The organism is Azospirillum endophyticum (assembly GCF_016595245.1).
Lineage (GTDB): Bacteria > Pseudomonadota > Alphaproteobacteria > Azospirillales > Azospirillaceae > Azospirillum > Azospirillum endophyticum.
Genome location: NZ_JAENHM010000070.1, coordinates 53,052 through 72,533, shown reverse-complemented (window position 1 = coordinate 72,533; position 19,482 = coordinate 53,052). Strand labels below are relative to the sequence as shown.

Annotated in this window: 19 protein-coding genes; 14 read left to right on the top strand and 5 right to left on the bottom strand. The window is 67.1% G+C overall.

The window, feature by feature from the left end; all coding sequences use genetic code 11:
• Positions 1–224 precede the first annotated feature (224 nt).
• A complete protein-coding gene (locus JHL17_RS26200; RefSeq protein ID WP_200197626.1) occupies positions 225–842 on the bottom strand; it encodes a metal-dependent hydrolase in 618 nt (205 codons plus the stop codon).
• A gap of 212 nt (positions 843–1,054) precedes the next feature.
• Positions 1,055–1,609: a DUF1003 domain-containing protein gene (locus JHL17_RS26195; RefSeq protein ID WP_200197625.1), complete on the bottom strand. Its 555-nt coding sequence runs from the start codon at positions 1,607–1,609 to the stop codon at positions 1,055–1,057.
• 159 nt (positions 1,610–1,768) lie between these two features.
• Here JHL17_RS26195 and JHL17_RS26190 point away from each other — a divergent pair, with 159 nt between their 5' ends.
• From JHL17_RS26190 to JHL17_RS26160, 7 genes are all read left to right on the top strand, one after another.
• The gene (locus JHL17_RS26190) at positions 1,769–2,071 is read left to right on the top strand and encodes a hypothetical protein (protein ID WP_200197624.1); all 303 of its coding nucleotides are present in this window, start codon (positions 1,769–1,771) and stop codon (positions 2,069–2,071) included.
• 218 nt (positions 2,072–2,289) lie between these two features.
• Positions 2,290–3,780, top strand: coding sequence for a glycosyltransferase family 87 protein (locus JHL17_RS26185; protein ID WP_200197623.1), 1,491 nt, complete (start codon positions 2,290–2,292; stop codon positions 3,778–3,780).
• A 96-nt stretch (positions 3,781–3,876) separates the two neighbouring features.
• Positions 3,877–4,482, top strand: coding sequence for a hemerythrin domain-containing protein (locus JHL17_RS26180; protein WP_200197622.1), 606 nt, complete (start codon positions 3,877–3,879; stop codon positions 4,480–4,482).
• A 113-nt stretch (positions 4,483–4,595) separates the two neighbouring features.
• Entirely contained in the window at positions 4,596–5,768 is a 1,173-nt protein-coding gene (locus JHL17_RS26175) for a zinc-dependent alcohol dehydrogenase (protein ID WP_200197621.1), read from the top strand.
• A 10-nt stretch (positions 5,769–5,778) separates the two neighbouring features.
• Entirely contained in the window at positions 5,779–6,348 is a 570-nt protein-coding gene (locus JHL17_RS26170; protein ID WP_200197620.1) for a cyclase dehydrase, read from the top strand.
• Positions 6,349–6,353: 5 nt separating this feature from the next.
• On the top strand, positions 6,354–7,877 hold the full coding sequence (locus JHL17_RS26165; protein WP_200197619.1) for a nitrilase-related carbon-nitrogen hydrolase: 1,524 nt from the start codon (positions 6,354–6,356) through the stop codon (positions 7,875–7,877).
• Positions 7,874–8,386, top strand: a complete 513-nt coding sequence (locus JHL17_RS26160) for a DprA-like winged helix domain-containing protein (RefSeq protein WP_200197618.1) — start codon at positions 7,874–7,876, stop codon at positions 8,384–8,386. The genes JHL17_RS26165 and JHL17_RS26160 overlap by 4 nt, the downstream gene beginning before the upstream one ends.
• A gap of 271 nt (positions 8,387–8,657) precedes the next feature.
• Here JHL17_RS26160 and JHL17_RS26155 read toward each other — a convergent pair whose 3' ends face one another.
• Positions 8,658–9,923, bottom strand: coding sequence for an MFS transporter (locus JHL17_RS26155; protein WP_425599653.1), 1,266 nt, complete (start codon positions 9,921–9,923; stop codon positions 8,658–8,660).
• A 225-nt stretch (positions 9,924–10,148) separates the two neighbouring features.
• Between JHL17_RS26155 and cyoA the strand changes: the two genes are divergently transcribed.
• The 7 genes from cyoA to JHL17_RS26120 all read left to right on the top strand — a co-directional run bounded on the left by cyoA (position 10,149) and on the right by JHL17_RS26120 (position 17,027).
• Entirely contained in the window at positions 10,149–11,258 is a 1,110-nt protein-coding gene (gene cyoA, locus JHL17_RS26150) for a ubiquinol oxidase subunit II (RefSeq protein ID WP_247893833.1), read from the top strand.
• Positions 11,259–11,272: 14 nt separating this feature from the next.
• Positions 11,273–13,270, top strand: a complete 1,998-nt coding sequence (gene cyoB / locus JHL17_RS26145; protein WP_200197616.1) for a cytochrome o ubiquinol oxidase subunit I — start codon at positions 11,273–11,275, stop codon at positions 13,268–13,270.
• 3 nt (positions 13,271–13,273) lie between these two features.
• Entirely contained in the window at positions 13,274–13,933 is a 660-nt protein-coding gene (cyoC, locus tag JHL17_RS26140) for a cytochrome o ubiquinol oxidase subunit III (RefSeq protein WP_425599652.1), read from the top strand.
• Positions 13,930–14,337 carry a cytochrome o ubiquinol oxidase subunit IV gene (cyoD, locus tag JHL17_RS26135; RefSeq protein WP_200197615.1) on the top strand — a complete coding sequence of 136 codons (408 nt, stop codon included), beginning with the start codon at positions 13,930–13,932 and terminating at the stop codon, positions 14,335–14,337. Before cyoC ends, cyoD begins: the two co-directional genes overlap by 4 nt.
• The gene (locus JHL17_RS26130) at positions 14,334–15,104 is read left to right on the top strand and encodes an SURF1 family cytochrome oxidase biogenesis protein (RefSeq protein ID WP_200197614.1); all 771 of its coding nucleotides are present in this window, start codon (positions 14,334–14,336) and stop codon (positions 15,102–15,104) included. The genes cyoD and JHL17_RS26130 overlap by 4 nt, the downstream gene beginning before the upstream one ends.
• Positions 15,105–15,208: 104 nt before the next feature.
• A complete protein-coding gene (locus JHL17_RS26125) occupies positions 15,209–16,486 on the top strand; it encodes an ATP-binding protein (protein ID WP_345773882.1) in 1,278 nt (425 codons plus the stop codon).
• Positions 16,473–17,027, top strand: a complete 555-nt coding sequence (locus JHL17_RS26120) for a response regulator transcription factor (RefSeq protein ID WP_200197612.1) — start codon at positions 16,473–16,475, stop codon at positions 17,025–17,027. Before JHL17_RS26125 ends, JHL17_RS26120 begins: the two co-directional genes overlap by 14 nt.
• A 175-nt stretch (positions 17,028–17,202) precedes the next feature.
• On the opposite strand, the gene thiD is transcribed toward JHL17_RS26120, so the two are convergent.
• Entirely contained in the window at positions 17,203–18,033 is an 831-nt protein-coding gene (gene thiD, locus JHL17_RS26115) for a bifunctional hydroxymethylpyrimidine kinase/phosphomethylpyrimidine kinase (protein WP_200197611.1), read from the bottom strand.
• Positions 18,030–19,403 carry a phosphoglucosamine mutase gene (gene glmM, locus JHL17_RS26110; protein ID WP_200197610.1) on the bottom strand — a complete coding sequence of 458 codons (1,374 nt, stop codon included), beginning with the start codon at positions 19,401–19,403 and terminating at the stop codon, positions 18,030–18,032. Before glmM ends, thiD begins: the two co-directional genes overlap by 4 nt.
• Positions 19,404–19,482: the final 79 nt, after the last annotated feature.

Here is a 19,482-nt window from a genome sequence, read left to right as displayed (position 1 = left end):
CCGACTAAAATTCTGATTATTGCCGTTCATATCGAATAAACAACGAGCCGATCGGCGAAAATCCAGAACATTTGGGCGGTTTTTGAGAACGTGATGCCGAACCGTCCGGTTTTTCCGAACGAAAGTCGGACATGGCGGCTTTTTGCCGATGATCCATCTGGATACAGCGGCTTGCTTTCGTGGTTTCGACGGGACAGGCGGCGGAGAACCCGGACGGCCGCGCTTCAGCCCTTCAGCGGCTTCGGCCGGCTGACTTCCGGCGGCTTGCGCACGGGAACCGGAGGGGCAGCCTTCTCCACGCCGCCCTCCCCCAGGTAGGTCTGCGCCGCGGCGACGACCGACCGCCAGGGCCGTTGCAGCGGAAATTCCGGCCAGCCGCCGGAGAACAGGCCGGAAATCATCCAGCCCGCCATCAGCGTCACCGCCAGCTGTTCGGAAAAACCGCCGGTCTTCAGGATCGGCAGCGCGAAGTTGCGGCGCCGCTTGATCGGCCACAGCAGGGGCAGGCCGGCCGGGGTCAGCATATCGCCGGCCAGATGGGTGAGATAGCCGACGATGAAGGGGATCAGCAGGTGCTGATAGGCGGCATGTTCATGCAGAACCCACAGGCAACCGGCGATGGCCAGCGCCGAGTGGGTGACGCCGCGATGCCCGAAGATGCCGGAGATCGCGGTGGACAGCGGCTTCACCATCTGTCCCAGCGTGGATTTCGGATGGTCGATGTCCGGAGCCAGCGCGCCCAGAATCGCCGCCCCGAAGGCGACCGCGTCGAAGGTCATCCCGTAACGGCTCGACAGGTAGAACCAGGTGGCGCCACCGACGATTATGTGAGAGGACGCCATCACCGTCGGGTCACCGGGGCCTGAAGCTGGTCTCTGAAGCTGGTTTCCGTCGAGGCGGCGTCTGCGCCAGCCCGAATTGGGGGTAGCGTGACCTTAGAGTATTCTTCGGCCCCAGAACAATAATCCAAGCAGAACCGAGGGATTCCCCAAACGCATAACTTCCATGCGTTCGGCAACGACGGGTTGCCGGGGAGCCGGTTCAAGGCGGCGATTCACTCCGTTCCTTTCTGCACCTGGGACGCTTCGATCTTGTCCAGCACGGCATCGGGGGCGACGTCCTGCCGGATGACGTCCAGTTCGGCGTCGATCTCCGTCTTCACCCCGAGATGGTCGGCGATGGAGGAGACCAGGGTGACCAGCTTCGTCACTTCATGCTCGGCCAGCAGGCTGATCTGCAAATCCAGGTCGGCGCGCTTGTCCGACACCGCGGCCATCCGGTTCTGGCTGATGAGGACGAAGGTGGAGAGGAAGATCGCCTCCACCGAGGCGATCATCGCCAGCACGACGAAGGACGGATCCCATGGCTTGACCATCGGGATCCAGCCCAGATTGATCAGGATCCAGCCGCCGAACAGCACCAGATGCAGGTAGACGAAGCGCATGCTGCCGGTGAAGCGGGTGATCGCGTCGGCGATGCGGTCCTGCAGCGTGGCCTCCACCTCCTGCCTTTTGCGGCGGGCTTGCAGGGCCTGGATGTTGCGCTCCAGCACCGCGCTGAGGCCGGGGGCCTGGGGCGGCGCATAGGTGGGCGGGCGTTGTGCCGTCATGGTGCCTCCGTGATCGGCGACGACCGGTTACCGGGGTCGCCGCCGACTGAAAACCGCGATGCCGGATGGCCGTTCCGGCCCCTGCCCGTCGGACAAGTGCCGGAACTCCCGCCGGAACGGCATGTTGGCCGAAGGACAAGCGAAATCCGGGAGGACCAGATGGACAAGGACGAGAAGCATCAGGATCGGGAGCGCCACGTCTCCAATGCCGACAGCCCCAATCCGGGCGCCCAGGGCGGCGGTCCGCTCACCCCCGGCCGTGCCGGCCAGGGCATGGGAGTCGGAACCGGCAGAGCCGACGACCTGCCCCACACCGTCGGCGGCGGACCGTCGACCACCGTCACCATCGGCGAGGGCACCGGCCAGCACCGCGACCTGCCCGACCAGCACGCCGCCCCGCCGACGCCGAAGGAGGATGCCGGCAAGCGGCCGCGCAACCGGGAAGCGGGGAAGCCGGGCTGACCGGCCCCGCCGCCCTCCCCGCAACCGGCTTCCTTTCCCCGAACGCGCCGACACCGCCCGCAGCGGAGCAGGTTGCTACCGCTGCGGGTGCCCGGCGTTTAATGGCATTACTCCGATCCGGACCGGGTGGGGCACATTCCTCATCCGCGGTGCTCTGGCATAGTTTCGCGAACTTGCCGGCGCTTGAAGCCGGGAATACTGCCAGGGAGTGGGCGCCGATGAAATCGGAGGAATTCGCAGGCGTGGCGGAAAGGGCCCTGGAAGGGCCCTCGGGTGACGGCGGCGGTGGAGCGGCCGGCATCATCGGCAATCACCGCTTCGCCGCCTGGACGCTGTCCGTCGCGTTCCTGTTCGTTCTGAGTGCCGATACTCTGCTCGGCGTCGTTCTCAGACCCTATCTGGATGCCGGGCTCGACACCACGGTCTGGGACGTCCTGCTGCTGATCCTGGGCCGGTCGCCGGAACGCCTTCCGCTCGATTCCTGGGAACCCATGATGACGGCCTTCACTTGGCTGCACGACCATGGGCAAGGCGACGTCTACGACGCCATCTTCTTCACCAAGCATGTGAAGTTCCAATATCCGCTGACCTCGCTGCTGGTGATGGAGGCGTTGTCGGCGGTCGGCCTGCTCCATCTGCGCATTTACGCCCTGATCAACCTGCTGATGGTCGTCGCCACCGCGGGCGGCATGGCGCTGCTCATGCGCGACCTGGCGGAACGCACGGGCTTCGACCAAGCCGTGCGCAACGGGGGCAGCCGGTGGATGCTCGCGGCACTCGGCGCGGTGGCGACGCTGTGCTTCTTCCCGATCGTCAAAGCCTTCGCCGTCGGCCAGATGCAGGTGTGGCTGAACGCCGCCTTCGTCTTCGCCACCTTGTTCTACCTGCGCGACCAGCGGGCGCTCGCCGGCGCCATGCTCGGCGCATCGACGCTGATCAAGCCGCAGATGTCGCTCTTCCTGATCTGGGCGCTCCTGCGCCGGGAATGGCGGTTCGCCATCGGCTGGGCGGCGGTGGTGATTCCCGGCTTCGCCGCCGCCAGCGCCCTCTACGGCTTCGGCGCATCGTTGCATTACCTCGACGTGCTGTCCTTCCTCGGCCAGCATGGCGAAAGCTATTATGCCAACCAGACCTTGAACGGGCTTCTGCACCGCCTGCTCCAGAACGGCCCCAATCTGGTGTTGACCGCCAACGGCGAAGGCGAATGGCGGGGCAGCGCCTTTCCCGCCTACAATCCGCTGGTCCATGTCGCGACGCTCGTCTCCGGCCTCCTGTTCATCCTGTTCGGCCTGCTGTGGCGGGTCGGAAACGGGGCCGTCGGCAAGGGGGGCGAAGGGAGCGACCGGCGGCAACCCATCGCATCCTTCCTGGTGGCCGGTACCTGCTTCACCATCGGCACGCCGATCGCTTGGATCCCGCATTACGGCGTGTTGCTGCCCGTCTGCGCCTATCTGCTGTTCGTCCTGATCGACCGTGCCGCCCTGGACCGGAGGCGCGGCCTCGGCAAGCTGCTGCTGCTGGGCATCGGCTTCGCGATCCTGAGCAACGACTTCTTCCATCCGCTGAACGAGCTTGCCGGCACTCCCTATAATTTCCTGCAATCCTACTTGTTCTTCACCGCCCTGATGCTGCTCCACCTGCTGGTGACCACCGCGGACGCGCCGCGGACGGCACGGCATCCTTCCGCCCCGCCCCTGCCCGCGGCCTGACCGCCGCCGCCACCGCCTTGGCAGCCGCCCGGAACGCCGGGGCTCGCACGCCTGTTGGGGAGCCAGATGACCCAACAGGTAGGAAGGAGCCCCGCCATGGCACGTTACTCGGGAGCAGGCTATCCGCATCAGGAAAACACCGGCTGGCTGTCGCCGCGCGGGCTGGCGATGATGGCGGGCGGGGCGGCGCTGGCGCTGGTGGCGAGCAGGCTGCTGCCGCCAGTGGTGGCGCAGCTCGCCGGCACCGCCCGCTATGCCGCCGGCCGCGACGGCATCGACGCGCTGATCGACGACCATCGCCACATCCAGGCGCTGCTGGTCGAGATGGTGCAGACACCGATGGACGCGCCCGGCCGCCGCACCCAGCTGCTGCTGCGGCTGAAGCGCCGGCTGGCCGCCCATGCGATGGCGGAGGAGGACGTCGTCTATCCGCTGCTGCACGAGGAGGCCCGCAAGGAGGAGGATGCCAAGCACCTCTACGGCGAGCATGCTGAGATGAAGATGCACCTCTTCACCCTGGAACAGACGCCGAAGGACGATCCGCGCTGGCTCGCCGTCGCACTGGACCTGAAGCGCATCGTCGACGGCCATATCCGCCAGGAGGAGGAGATCGACTTCCCCGCCCTGCGCAACAGCCTGGACGACGGCCAGACCGCCATCATGTCCGGCGGCGTCGCCCGCGAGAAGGCACTGATCCTCTGACTTTCCCCTAAAGGTAAGGCGGCGGCCGGCGGCGGAACGCACCGGCTGCCGCCCCTGTTGCCCCCCAGACGACCATAAGGGCGATCCCAAGCGAGCCGAGGGGGGAAGATTTCATGAGAGCACTGGTCTGGCACGGCGCCAACGACATCCGTTGCGACACGGTCCCGGATCCGAAGATCGAGCATCCGCGCGACGCCATCGTCAAGGTGACGACCTGCGCCATCTGCGGCTCCGACCTCCACCTGCACGACAATTTCATGCCGGGCATGGAGAAGGGCGACATCGTCGGTCATGAATTCATGGGCGAGGTGATGGAGGTGGGTGCCGAGGCCAAAAGCGCGCTGAAGATCGGCGAGCGGGTGGTGGTTCCCTTCACCATCTGGTGCGGCGACTGCGACCAGTGCAAGCGCGGCAACTATTCGGTCTGCGAGCGTTCCAACCGCAACAAGGCGCTGGCCGACAAGGTCTTCGGCCACACCACCGCCGGGCTGTTCGGCTACACCCACCTGACCGGCGGCTATGCCGGCGGCCAGGCCGAATATGTGCGGGTGCCGATGGCCGACCGCACCCACATCAAGATCCCCGGCGGACTGACCGACGAGCAGGTGCTGTTCCTCGGCGACATCTTCCCCACCGGCTGGCAGGCCGCCGCCCAGTGCGACATCCAGCCGACCGACACCGTGGCGATCTGGGGCTGCGGTCCGGTCGGGCAGATGACGATCCGCAGCGCCATCCTGCTCGGCGCCAAGCAGGTCATCGCCATCGACCGCGTGCCGGAACGGCTGGCGATGGCGAAGGCCGGCGGCGCCATCACCATAAATTTCGAGGAGGAGAGCGTCGTCGAGCGGCTGAACGAGCTGACCGGCGGCAAGGGTCCGGAGAAATGCATCGACGCCGTCGGCATGGAGGCGCACGCCACCGCCACCATCGACAGCATGATGGACCGGGCCAAGCAGGCGCTGATGCTGGAATCGGACCGCGCCCATGTGCTGCGCGAGATGATCTATGTCTGCCGCCCCGCCGGCACGCTGTCGATCCCCGGCGTCTATGGCGGGCTGATCGACAAGATGCCCTTCGGCATGGCGATGAACAAGGGCCTGACTTGGCGCATGGGCCAGACCCACGTCAACCGCTGGACCGACGACCTGCTGAACCGCATCCAGGAAGGACAGATCGACCCGTCCTTCGTCATCACCCACACCGTTCCGCTCGATCAGGGACCCGAGATGTACAAGACCTTCCGCGACAAGCGGGACGGCTGCATCAAGGTGGTCCTCAAGCCCTGAAGGTGACGTCATGGCCTATTACAACCGCTCCTCGACCGGAGACAATCTCGCCCGCGGGCTCGGCTGGTTCAGCGTCGGGCTCGGCGTCGCCGAGCTGATGGCCGGTCGGACCATCGCCCGCTGGATGGGGATGGAGGACAAGACCAACCTGATCCGCGCCTATGGCGTGCGGGAGATCACCGCCGGCGTCGGCCTGCTGGCGCTGGGCGATCCCAAGCCCTGGATCTGGAGCCGCATCGCCGGCGACGCCGTCGACATGGCAACCCTGGCCGCCGGGATGGAGAACAATCCGCGCGCCGGCAATGCCGGAATCGCCTTCGGCGCGGTGATGGCGGCGACGGCGCTGGACATCGTCTGCGTCCAGAAGCTGCATCAGGAGGAGGCCTATTACCGCAGCCTGCCGGTGCCGGACTACAGCGACCGCAGCGGCTTCCCCCGCCCCGTCTCGGCCATGCGGGGTGCTGCCAGCGACGCGCCCATCGGCGAGGACATGCGGACGCCGAAGATCCTGCGGTTCCAGCCGGCGCAAAGCCAGACGGCCCAGAACCAAATAGCCCAGAACCAGACGGCCACCTCCTGACCACCATGCACCCGGCCGACCTGTTCATGCGGCTGTGGCGCCGGCTGGAGGAGCACCGCGACGAGGTCCGCATCCTGGCCCAGGGGCTGGAAGCGGACCACGCCGGTGCCGGCCGGCTGGCCGAGGAGGCGGCGGACCGCCTGCGCAGGAGCGTCCGCACGCTGGAGGAATGGGCCGGCTCCGACCTCGGCCGGTCCCTGGCGGCGGCGCAGGCCGTCGACGCGTGGTTCGCGCCGCTGACCTCGCGCTACGATGTCCGGGCCGACGACCCACTTGCCCCAGAGTTGCCGGCCGAACGGTTGCCGGCCGAACGGCTTGAAGCAAGGCGTCGGCTGAATCGTGACGGGTGCTTCAATGCCGATCCCAAGGACGGGCAGCTGATCCTGCGGCCGGGTCTGCTCGCCCGCGCCATGAACATCCGCGAGACAGCACCGCCGGGGGCAGATCACGACGCGTTCGATCCCGTCGACCTCTTCGCGAATTTGCTCGTCGTGCCGCCAACCCTGACCATCGGGGCCGAGCGCGAGGGCGACCAGGAGCGCCGCATCGCCGTGGAGTACCGGCGCATCGTCGCGGTGTCCGATCAGGATCCGAGCGATCCCGCCTGGACGCCCGTCATCGGCGTCGTTCCCCTGGCGGAAGCGGAAGACGACCTAGCCATCCGCCAGTTCCGCCGCGACGGCGAGGATTGGTACGACCCCGCCCCGCGTGATTTCAGCCGCCGCGCCGCCGACGCCATCGCCGGGCTGGCGCAGCAGGGCGCCAATTTCGTGCTGTTTCCGGAGGTTTCCGTCCAGGCCGACACGCTGGCCGCGATCCGGGAGGCGATGCGCGCCCAGGCGGTGGACGGCCCGATCCGCTACGCCCTGGTCGGGGTGAAGGAGGAGGCGCAGGAGGGCGGACGGCCGCGCAACCGGGCGCTTCTGCTCGACCGCCGCGGCGCCGTGATCGCCGGCCAGACCAAGCTGCATTGCTGGGACCTCGACAGCGACCAGTGCCGGTCCTACGACCTGCGCGACCGCAACGGCCGGCTGCTGGACTGCGCGCGCGAGGACATCGAGACCGGCGATCGTTTCACCCTGTTCGAGCTGCCCGACCTTGGCCGGCTCGCCGTCGCCATCTGCGAGGATCTCGGGCGGACGCAGCCCAGCGCCTGGATCGCCTCGGGCATGATGGTCGACTGGCTGGTCACGCCGGTGATGGACAGCGGGCTGACCGCCGAACGTTGGCAGGCGAAGGAGGGGGCCGAGTCCTCGCGCGCCGGCTATTGCCGGGTGATCGTCGCCAACAGCATGGCGCTGTCGCATCGCTTCAACCGCTATTGCCGCACCAATGGCGAAGAGGACAGCGTGATCGAGGCGTGCGGCGTGGCCCTGATGTTCCAGCCGCGGGCGAGCGAGGCCGGCGCCCCGCACGTCGCCTGCCTGACGCTGCCGCTGTCCGACCCGGCGCCCGGCCATGTCTGCGCCCGCTGGACGCCGGGCGACTGGCCCGCCCTGCCCGATCCCGAACCGGAGGAAGGGGAATGAGCACGCTCGACTCGGCCTTTCAAAGAGTGGGCGACGACTTGCTCGACGCCATCGGCCGGCAGGACTGGACGGTCGCGGATGCCGAGTTGGAGACTCTGGCGCAGGAGGCGGTGGCCGCGACGGTGGCGAACCGAAGGGATGATCTTGCCGCCCTCGCACGGGTTGCCGCCCGCTGCCACACGGCACTGAGCCTGCGCGACGATCCTGGCGGCGAAGACTTGCATCGACTCGGGCAGTTGCGCGCACTCGCGGTCATGATCGCCGCCGCCCGCGGCCGGACTCCACCGCGCCCGGCCGAGTCGCTAACGGCACCCGGCACACCGGGCGCCGCCGTTCTGGCGGCGTTGAGGAGTGGACCGCAGACCTGTCCCGCCCTGGTCGAGGCGACCGGGCTGTCGGCGGAGGAGGTCGGCGGCGTCCTGCCGGAACTGCGCGCAGCCGGCCTCATCCACTCCTGGCCAGCTGGGCGATTGACCGTCAACGCGCTTCGATCAGGCAGTAGTCCCTGATACCGGCAAGGATCCCCTCTCCACCGCTCTCGCGCAAACTTCGTTTGCGCTGACGCGACAGGCGGACCTCCGGTCCGCCGAAAACGGGGAGAGGGTTAGGGTGAGGGGGGAGCGCGGNGGGGAGAGGGTTAGGGTGAGGGGGGAGCGCGGCGAGGATTCTCGGGATAGCCACGCAGTGCATCCCCCTCACCCCGACCCTCTCCCCGGGGGGAGAGGGAGATTCCACCGTGAAGTACTTGCGCAATCCGTCGCGCGCTGGTCATCCACACCGTCAGGACGACAGCGTCTTGTTGATCTTCAAAGCCACCAGCGTGCAGACCGCACCCGACAGCAGGTAGAGGCCGGACGCGATCAGCCCGAAATGGCTGGATAGGAACAAGGCCACGAAGGGCGCAAAGCCGGCGCCGAACAGCCAGGCCAGATCGGAGGTCATCGCCGAGCCGGTGTAGCGGTATTGCTGGCTGAAGCCGGACGCCACCGAGCCCGACGACTGGCCGAAGGACAGGCCGAGGATGACGAAGCCCAGCACCATGAACACCAGCTCGCCGATCTTGCCGCCGTCGAGCAGCATCGGGGCGAAGCCGCTGAACACCGCGATCGCCGCGGCGCAGGTGCCGAGCAGAGTCCGCCGCCCGACCCGGTCGGCGATGTAGCCCGAGGCGACGATGGCCAGGATGCCGAAGGCGGCGGCGATCACCTCGATCACCAGGAAGACCCCGGTCTCCTGATTCGCGTTCAGGAAGATCCAGGACAGCGGGAAGACGGTGACCATGTGGAACAGGGCGAAGCTCGCCAGCGGGGCGAAGGCGCCGATCACCACGCGCTTGCCTTCCACCTGCAGCGTCTCGACGACGGGGGCGGGCTGCAGCTCGCGGTTCACGAACAGGCGTTCGAATTCCGGCGTCTGCACCAGGCGCAGGCGGGAGAACAGGGCCACCACATTGATGGCGAAGGCGACGAAGAAGGGATAGCGCCAGCCCCAGGCGAAGAAATCCTCGGCCGACAGGCTGTTGACCATGTAGGCGAACAGGCCGCTCGCCACCACGAGGCCGATGGGCGCGCCCAGCTGCGGGATCATCGCGTACCAGCCGCGCCGGTTTTCCGGCGCGTTCATCGCCAGCAGCGAAGCCAGCCCGTCCCAGGTGCCGCCCAGCGCCACGCCCTGCCCGATGCGCGACAGCGCCAGCAGCCATGCGGCGGCGACGCCGATCGCCTCGTAGCCCGGCAGGAAGGCCAGCGCCACCGTGGAGATGCCCAGCAGGAACAGGGCGATGGTCAGCTTGGCGCTGCGCCCGTAACTCTCGTCGATGGCCATGAAGATGAAGGTGCCGATCGGTCGCGCGACGAAGGCCAGCGCGAAGATGGCGAAGGACCAGAGGGTCCCGGTCAGCGGATCGACATAGGGGAACACCAGCTTCGGGAAGACGATCACGGAAGCGATGGCGTAAACGAAGAAGTCGAAAAACTCGGAGGTCCGGCCGATGATCACGCCGATGGCAATCTCTCCGGGATTGATCCCGTGATGCCGCGCGTTCACCAGCCTCGCATCCCGTTCAACGGCCGCAATCGATGAAGTCGTCATATCGGCTCCGGCTGCGTTATTTCGCTTGCGATGATCCGCAGATCATACAATATGTCACCGCAACAGTCGGTGATCTGTCAAGCGCGCAGGAGTGAGGCATTGGACAAATTGTCCAATGTCGTGGCTAGGCCATTGTCGCTAGCTGTCTCCCCAAAGCAAACCTTGCATACAGGTCCTGCCTTGAGCCGTTATCGCGCAATCGCCCTGCTGCCAGTGATGGCAGCGTTGAGTGGCTGCAACCTGGTCGTGCTGAACCCGGCCGGCGACGTTGCAAGCCAGCAGGGTGACCTTGTGGTCATCTCCACCCTGCTGATGCTTCTGATCATCGTCCCGGTCATGGCGCTTACCGTGCTGTTCGCCTGGCGTTACCGTCAGTCCAATAACACGGCCCGCTACGAACCGGACTGGGACCATTCGACGCAGCTGGAACTGGTGATCTGGGCCGCCCCGCTGCTGATCATCATCTGCCTGGGTGCCATCACCTGGGTCACCACCCACAAGCTCGATCCCTACCGGCCGCTCGACCGCATCGCGTCGGACAAGCCGCTTCCCGCCGGCGCCAAGCCGCTGGAGGTCCAGGTGGTGGCGCTCGACTGGAAATGGCTGTTCGTCTATCCGGAATACGGCATCGCGTCGGTGAACGAGATGGCGGCGCCGGTCGACCGGCAGATCCGCTTCAGCCTGACCGCCTCGTCGGTGATGAACGCCTTCTACGTTCCGGCGCTGGCCGGCATGATCTACACCATGCCGGGCATGGAGACGAAGCTCCATGCCGTGATCAACGAGCCGGGGACCTACAAGGGCTTCTCGTCCAACTACAGCGGCGCCGGCTTCTCGCACATGCGCTTCAACTTCCTCGGCCTGTCGAACCAGGATTTCGACGGCTGGGTGTCCAAGGTGAAGTCGTCCGGCGGCTCGCTCGACCGCAACGCCTACCTGACGCTGGAGAAGCCGAGCGAGGCCGTTCCGGTCCAGCATTACGGCACCGTCGATCCGAAGCTGTTCAACGCCGTGGTGAACCTGTGCGTGCGTCCCGGCACCATGTGCATGAGCGACATGGCCGCCATCGACCGGGCGGGCGGGCTGAACGCCGGCGGCAAGGCCGCGGCCGATGCCATCCTGCGGGCCAACACGCTGGCCGGGTTCCCGGACACGCAGCCGACCGGCCTGTGCACCGTCGCCGAGGCGGTTGACGCCGCCGCAAACTCGGGCGCCGTGCAGCGCCCCACCGTCACGCCGATCAGCGCGTCCGCCGTCCAGGCCGGGCCGCAGCGGCTGGCCAATCCCTGATTGGGCACACCGGCATGCTTGAGACACTGACGACCTTCCTCTTCGGGCGCCTCAGCCTGGAGTCCTTCCCCTATCACGAGCCGATCGTCGTCGCGACCTTCTTCGCGGTGCTGCTCGGCGGCATCGCGCTGGTCGCCGCCCTCAGCTATTTCAAGCTGTGGGGCTATCTGTGGACGGAGTGGTTCACCACCGTCGACCACAAGCGCATCGGCATCATGTACATGATCCTGGGGTTGATCATGCTGCTGCGCGGCTTCGCCGACGCCATCATGATGCGCGCCCAGCAGGCCATCGCCTTCAACGGCAGCGAGGGCTACCTCAACTCGCACCACTTCGATCAGGTCTTCACCGCCCACGGCGTGATCATGATCTTCTTCGTCGCCATGCCGCTGGTGACGGGGCTGATGAACTATGTCGTGCCGCTGCAGATCGGCGCCCGCGACGTGTCCTTCCCGTTCCTGAACAATTTCAGCTTCTGGATGACCGTCGGCGGCGCCGTGCTGATCATGGCCTCGCTGTTCGTCGGCGAATTCGCCCGTACCGGCTGGCTGGCCTATCCGCCGCTGTCGGGGCTGGAGGCCAGCCCGGACGTCGGCGTCGACTATTACATCTGGGCCTTGCAGGTGGCGGGCGTCGGAACGACGCTGTCGGGCATCAACCTGATCTGCACGATCATCAAGATGCGCGCGCCGGGCATGACCATGATGAAGATGCCGGTCTTCACCTGGACCTCGCTCTGCACCAACGTCCTGATCGTCGCCTCCTTCCCGATCCTGACCGCCGTGCTGGTCCTGCTGTCGCTGGACCGCTATGTCGGCACCCACTTCTTCACGAGCGACATGGGCGGCAACCCCATGATGTACGTGAACCTGATCTGGATCTGGGGCCATCCGGAAGTCTACATCCTGATCCTGCCGTGCTTCGGCATCTTCTCGGAAGTGACCTCCACCTTCACCGGCAAGAAGCTGTTCGGCTACACCTCGATGGTCTACGCGACCGTCGTCATCACCATCCTGTCCTACCTGGTGTGGCTGCACCACTTCTTCACCATGGGGTCCGGCGCCAGCGTGAACTCGTTCTTCGGCATCACGACGATGATCATCTCGATCCCGACGGGTGCGAAGATCTTCAACTGGCTGTTCACCATGTACCGCGGCCGCATCCGGTTCGAACTGCCGATGATGTGGACGATCGCCTTCATGCTGACCTTCGTCATCGGCGGCATGACCGGCGTGCTGCTGGCCGTGCCGCCGGCCGACTTCGTCCTGCACAACAGCCTGTTCCTGATCGCCCACTTCCACAACGTCATCATCGGCGGCGTGCTGTTCGGCCTGTTCGCCGGCATCTACTACTGGTGGCCCAAGGCCTTCGGCTTCCGCCTGGATCCGTTCTGGGGCAAGATGTCCTTCTGGTTCTGGGTGATCGGCTTCTACTTCGCCTTCATGCCGCTCTACGTCCTGGGCCTGATGGGCGTCACCCGCCGCCTGCGCGTGTTCGAGGATCCGTCGCTGCAGATCTGGTTCCAGATCGCCGCCTTCGGCGCCGTCCTGATCGCGCTCGGCATCGGCTCCTTCCTGATCCAGATCGCCGTCAGCGTCCTGAAGCGCAACCAGTTGGTCGACGTCACCGGCGACCCGTGGGAAGGCCGCACCCTGGAATGGGCGACCTCCTCGCCGCCTCCGGGCTACAACTTCGCCTTCACCCCGGTCATCCATGACAACGATGCCTGGTGGGACATGAAGAAGCGCGGCTATGCCCGGCCGCTGGAGGGCTTCCGCCCGATCCACATGCCGAGCAACACCGGCGCCGGCATCATCCTGGCCGGCATCAGCACGGTGCTCGGCTTCGCGATGATCTGGCACATCTGGTGGCTGGCGGCGGTGAGCTTCATCGGCCTGCTGGTTGTCGCCATCGGCCATACCTTCAACTACAACCGCGACTTCCACATCCCGGTGGATGAGGTGGTGCGGACCGAGAGCGAGCGGACCCGTCTGCTCTCCGGACAGGTGTAAAGCATGACGACGACCGTTGAAGCCATGCATGGAAGCCACGCGGGGCACGACACCCCGCGCGACGCCACCCCGCCCGTCTTCTATGTGAGGGACGAGCACGCCCACGAAGCCGCCAGCACCGCGCTCGGCTTCTGGATCTACCTGATGAGCGACTGCCTCATCTTTGCGGTGCTGTTCGCGACCTACGGCGTGCTCGGCGCCAGCTATGCCGGCGGCCCGACGGCGAAGGAGCTGTTCGACCTGCCGCTGGTGGCGCTGAACACCTCCATGCTGCTGCTGTCCTCCATCACCTACGGCTTCGCCATGCTGGCGATGGAGAAGGGCCGCACCGCCCAGACCCAGGGCTGGCTGGCGATCACGCTGCTGTTCGGCCTCGCCTTCCTCGGCATCGAGCTGTACGAGTTCGCCCACCTGATCCATGAGGGCGCCGGCCCCTGGCGCAGCGCCTTCCTGTCGGCCTTCTTCACGCTGGTCGGCACCCACGGGCTGCACGTCACCTTCGGCAGCGTGTGGCTGGTGACGCTGATGGTCCAGGTCGCCCGCCGCGGCCTGATCCCGGCCAACCGCCGGCGCCTGATGTGCCTCAGCATGTTCTGGCACTTCCTGGACGTCATCTGGATCGGCGTCTTCACCTACGTCTACCTGATGGGAGCGCTGCGATGAGCACCCACGCGCACGGCGACCACCACGTCGATCACGGCCACGACCATGGTCATGACGACCACGGCCACCCGGCGGGCGCCCACGGCACCTTCGGCAGCTATATGATCGGCTTCGTCCTGTCGGTGATCCTGACGGTCATTCCGTTCTGGCTGGTGATGAACGGCACGCTGGACAACACGACCACCACGGTCGTCATCCTGGCGCTGGCCGTGGTCCAGATCATCGTCCACATGGTCTATTTCCTCCACATGAACGGCCGCGCCGAAGGCGGCTGGTCGATGCTGGCGATGATCTTCACGATCGTCGTCGTCGTCATCATGTTCTCAGGCTCGCTGTGGGTGATGTACCACATGAACCACAACATGATGCCCGGCATGACCCCGGACATGAGCAAGATGCCGTGACCGGACTGCCGTCCGCCCCCAAAGCGGGCGGCACAAGGACGAGGGCCCGCCCGGTCTGGGCGCTGGCCCTCTTCGGCCTTCTGGCGCTGGCCGGCATCGCCGGCCTGACCGCCCTCGGCATCTGGCAGCTCGAACGCCGGGTGTGGAAGCTCGACCTGATCGAGCGGGTGGACGCCCGCATCCACGCCTCTCCGGTGCCCGCCCCGGGTCCGGAAGCCTGGCCGTCGGTGACCGCCGCGTCGGACGAATACCGGCGGGTCGCCGTCACCGGCCGCCTCATGAACGACCGTGAAACGCTCGTCCAAGCGGTCAGCGACCTGGGCGGCGGCTTCTGGGTGATGACGCCGCTGGTCACCGACCGCGGCTTCACCGTCCTGGTCAACCGCGGCTTCGTGCCGCCGGAAAAGCGCGATCCCGCAAGCCGCGCCGAGGGGCAGCCCCAAGGCGAGGTCACCGTCGCCGGACTTCTGCGCCTCACCGAGCCGAAGGGCGGGTTCCTGCGCAGCAACGACCCGGCCGCCGGCCGCTGGTATTCCCGCGACGTCGCCGCCATCGCCACCGCGGCGGGTCTCAAGGATGCCGCCCCCTACTTCATAGACGCCGACGGCACCCGCAGTCCCGGCGGCTGGCCGGTCGGCGGGCTGACGGTGGTCAGTTTCCCCAACAGCCATCTCGGCTATGCGCTGACCTGGTTCGCGCTGGACCTGATGCTGGTCGGCGCCGTCCTGTTCGTCATCCGCAGCGAGATGCGGCGCAGACATATCTGAGGCCGGCGCACTTGAGGCAGGCGCTCCTAAAACTCCCCTGCCGCCGTCGACTCTCTATATAAGTCGGTGGGCTGATGAACCGGGTGAGGAACAGGACATCTTTCGTGCGCGACACCACCGACCGCAAAAACCTGTTCCTGCTCGTCCAGCTGCGTTGGCTCGCCGTCGTCGGACAGATCGTGACGATCCTGATCGTCCATCTGCAGATGGGCATCCGGCTGCCGCTGCTGCCGATGGCGGCGGTGATCTTCGTGCTGATCGCGCTGAACATCGCCAGCCTGATCCAGATCCGGCGCAGCGCCGACATTTCCAACACCCAGCTTTTCCTGGAGCTGCTGATCGACGTCTGGGCGCTGACCCTGCAGCTCTATCTCAGCGGCGGCGCCTCGAACCCCTTCATCTCGCTGTACCTTCTTCAGGTGGCGCTGGGGGCCGTGCTGCTGGAGGCCTGGTCGGCCTGGGCACTGGTGCTGGTGGCGACCGCCGGCTTCACCTGGCTGATCGGCACCCACCAGCCGCTTCCCCTGCCCCACGCCTTCGAAGGCGAGCTGTTCAATCTGCACATCCAGGGCATGTTCATCTGCTTCGTGCTGGCGGCGAGCCTGCTGGTCCCCTTCCTCACCCAGATCAACCGCAACCTGCGCGCCCGCGACGCCTATCTGGCGGAGCTGCGCCAGCGCTCCATGGAAGAGGCGCACATCGTCCGCATGGGGCTGCTGGCGTCGGGCGCGGCGCATGAGTTGGGGACGCCGCTCGCCACCCTGTCGGTGATCCTCAACGACTGGCGCCGCATGCCGTCGCTGATGTCCGACCCCGATCTGGCCGACGAGATGGCGGAGATGCAGAACCAGATCGACCGCTGCAAGGCGATCGTGTCGGGCATCCTGATGTCGTCGGGCGAGGCGCGCGGCGAGGGAACGGTGCGCACCACGGTGAAGGGGTTCCTCGACGGCCTGGTGGAGGACTGGCTGTCCAGCCGCTCCCCCGGCCGCTTCGACTACGACAACACCGTCGGCCCGCAGGAACGGATGATCGCCGACCTCGCCCTGAAGCAGGTGCTGTTCAACGTGCTCGACAATGCGCTGGAAGCGTCGCCGCACTGGATCGGCGTCGCCGCACTCCGCCAGGGCGACAATCTGGTGGTGGCGGTCAACGACCGCGGCCCCGGCTTCGATCCCGCGATCCTGGAGGAGCTGGGCAAGCCCTACCGGTCCACCAAGGGGCGCCCGGGCAGCGGACTCGGCCTGTTCCTGGTGGTCAATGTGCTGCGCAAGCTGGGCGGCGCCGTTTCGGCCAAGAACCGCGCCGGCGGCGGCGCCACCGTGACGCTGACCCTGCCGCTGTCCGCCCTGTCGCCGGGAGGTGCCGATGGAGACGACTGAGCTGGACGAGGAGGTCCTCCGCACCCTGCTGATCGTCGAGGACGACGCGTCCTTCGCCCGGGCGCTGCGCCGCTCCTTCGAACGCCGCGGCTACGAAGTCCACGCCTGTGCCGGGCTGGAAGAGATGCGCGAGCTTCTGCAGACGGTGGACCCCGACTATGCGGTGATCGACCTGAAGCTCGCCACCGGGTCGGGCCTCGAATGCGTCAAGGAGTTGCACGAGGCCGACGAGGAGACCCGCATCGTCGTGCTGACCGGCTTCGCCAGCATCGCCACCGCGGTGGAGGCGATCAAACTGGGTGCCTGCCATTATCTGGCGAAGCCGTCCAACACCGACGACATCGAGGCGGCCTTCGAGCGCACCGAAGGCGACACCTCCATCGCGCCGACCGCCCGCAGCACCTCGATCAAGAACCTGGAATGGGAGCGCATCCACGAGACGCTGGTGGAGACGAACTTCAACATCTCCGAGACCGCGCGGCGGCTCGGCATGCACCGCCGCACCCTGGCGCGCAAGCTGGAGAAGAAGCGGGTGCCGTGAGAGAGCGCCCTCTCCCGCCCCGGGAGAGGGAGGGGACCCGCGCCGAAGGCGTGGGGAGGGTGAGGGGGATTACGAGAATCCCGAACCGCATGGCTTCGTGCCCAACCCCTCACCCTTCCCATGCTCCGCATGGGCCCCTTCCCTCTCCCGGGGCGGGAGAGGGACTACCATCCCCTTACGAAAACTCCCGCACCGTGTGCAGGTGGTTGAGCGGGCCGTGGCCATGGCCCAAACCGGGGGCGGTCAGGATCGCCGTCTCGACATAGCGGCGGGCGCGGGCCACCGCGTCGCGGGTGCCCAGGCCTTGGGCCAGACCGGCGGCGATGGCCGAGGACAGGGTGCAGCCGGTGCCGTGGGTGTGGGGGGTGTGGACGCGTTTGCCCTCGAACACCGTCTCGCCCTCCTCGGTCAGGAGCAGGTCGTAGAGGGTGTCGTCCTCGAGATGCCCGCCCTTCAGCAGCACCGATTTCGGGCCGAAGCTCAGCATCAGCTCGGCGGCGCGGCGCATGTCGTCGAGGTCGCGGATCGGCAGGTCGGTCAGTGCCTCGGCTTCCGGCAGGTTGGGCGTCACCACCTCGGCCAGCGGCAACAGGCGCCGGCGCAGGGTCAGCACGGCGTCGGGGTCGAGCAGGTGGTGGCCGCTCTTAGCGATCATCACCGGATCGAGCACCAGCGGCACGTTGACCGCGCGGGCCTCATACTCCGACGACACCGCCTCGATGACGGGGGCGTTGGCGAGCATGCCGATCTTCACCGCATCCGCGCCGATATCCTCAAGCACCAGCTTCATCTGCAAGGCGACGAAGGCGGGATCGACCGGCACCACGCCATAGACGCCGGTGGTGTTCTGCGCCGTCAATGCGGCGATGGCGGTCATCGCATAGGCACCGAGCGCGCTGACCGCCTTGATGTCGGCCTGGATGCCGGCACCGCCGCCGGAATCAGATCCGGCGACGATGAGGACGCGGCCATTGACCGTGCCGCCGGTCTCCAGGCCGGCCGTCATTGTGCGGCCTCCAGGCTGCGGGTGGCGCTGGCCTGGATGGTGCCGGCGATGTCGGCGACCACGCTGTTGACCAGCGTCTCGTCGTCGCCCTCCGCCATCACGCGGATGAGCGGTTCTGTGCCCGACTTGCGGATCAGGACGCGACCGCCCGACGCCAGGCGCGCCTCACCGTCCTTGATCGCCTGCTGGACGACGGCATCCTCCAGCGGCTTGGTCCCGGCGGCGAAGCGGACGTTGGTCAGCTTCTGCGGCACCGGCTCGAACACGCGGCAGACCTCGCTGGCCGAGCGGCCGTCGGCCTGGATCAGCACCGCCAGCACCTGCAACGCCGCGATCAGCCCGTCGCCGGTGGTGGAATAATCGGACAGCACGACATGGCCCGACTGCTCGCCGCCGACATTGTAGCCGCGCTCGCGCATCATCTCGACGACATAGCGGTCGCCGACCGGCGTGCGGGCCAGATGCAGGCCGAGGCCGCCGAGATGGCGTTCCATGCCCAGATTCGACATCACGGTGGCGACGACGCCGCCGCCGCGCAGCGTCTGCGACCGCGCCCAGGAGGTGGCGATCAGGGTCATCAGCTGGTCGCCGTCGATCGGGCGCCCGGCTTCGTCGACCATGATCAGGCGGTCGGCGTCGCCGTCGAGCGCGACGCCGAGATGGGCGCCATGGGCGACCACCTGTTCCTGCAGGGTCTGGGTGGCGGTGGCGCCGCAGCCCTTGTTGATGTTGGTGCCGTCGGGGTTGACGCCGACCGGGATCACGTCGGCCCCCAGCTCGTACAGCACCTTGGGCGCGACCTTGTAGGCGGCGCCGTTGGCGCAATCGACGACGATCTTCAGCCCGTCGAGCCGCAGGCCGCGCGGGAAGGTGTTCTTCACATATTCGATGTAGCGGCCGGTGGCGTCCTCCATCCGGCTGGCGCGGCCGAGATCGGCCGGCCGGGCGAGGTCGGGCGCGAAGGGCAGCGCCATGCGCGCCTCGATCGCCGCCTCGACCTCGTCCGACAGCTTGTAGCCGTCGGGGCCGAACAGCTTGATGCCGTTGTCCTGGTAGGGGTTGTGCGAGGCGGAGATCACCACGCCCATGTCGGCGCGCAAGGACCGGGTCAGCATGGCGACAGCCGGGGTCGGCAGCGGACCGACCAGCACCACGTCCATCCCCATCGAGATGAATCCGGCGGTCAGCGCCGGTTCCAGCAGATAGCCGGACAGGCGGGTGTCCTTGCCGATCACCACCCGGTGGCGGTGGTCGCCGCGGCGGAACTGCAGCGCGGTCGCCATCGCCACGCGCAAGGCCGTTTCGGCGGTCATCGGGTCGATGTTGGCGGTGCCACGGATGCCGTCGGTGCCGAACAGGTGTCGCGTCATGAGAGCCTCGTGCAGGAACCGTCACCAAGCCCGGATGTCGGGGAGCGGGGACGGATGTACAAGCGAAGGATGTTTCTTC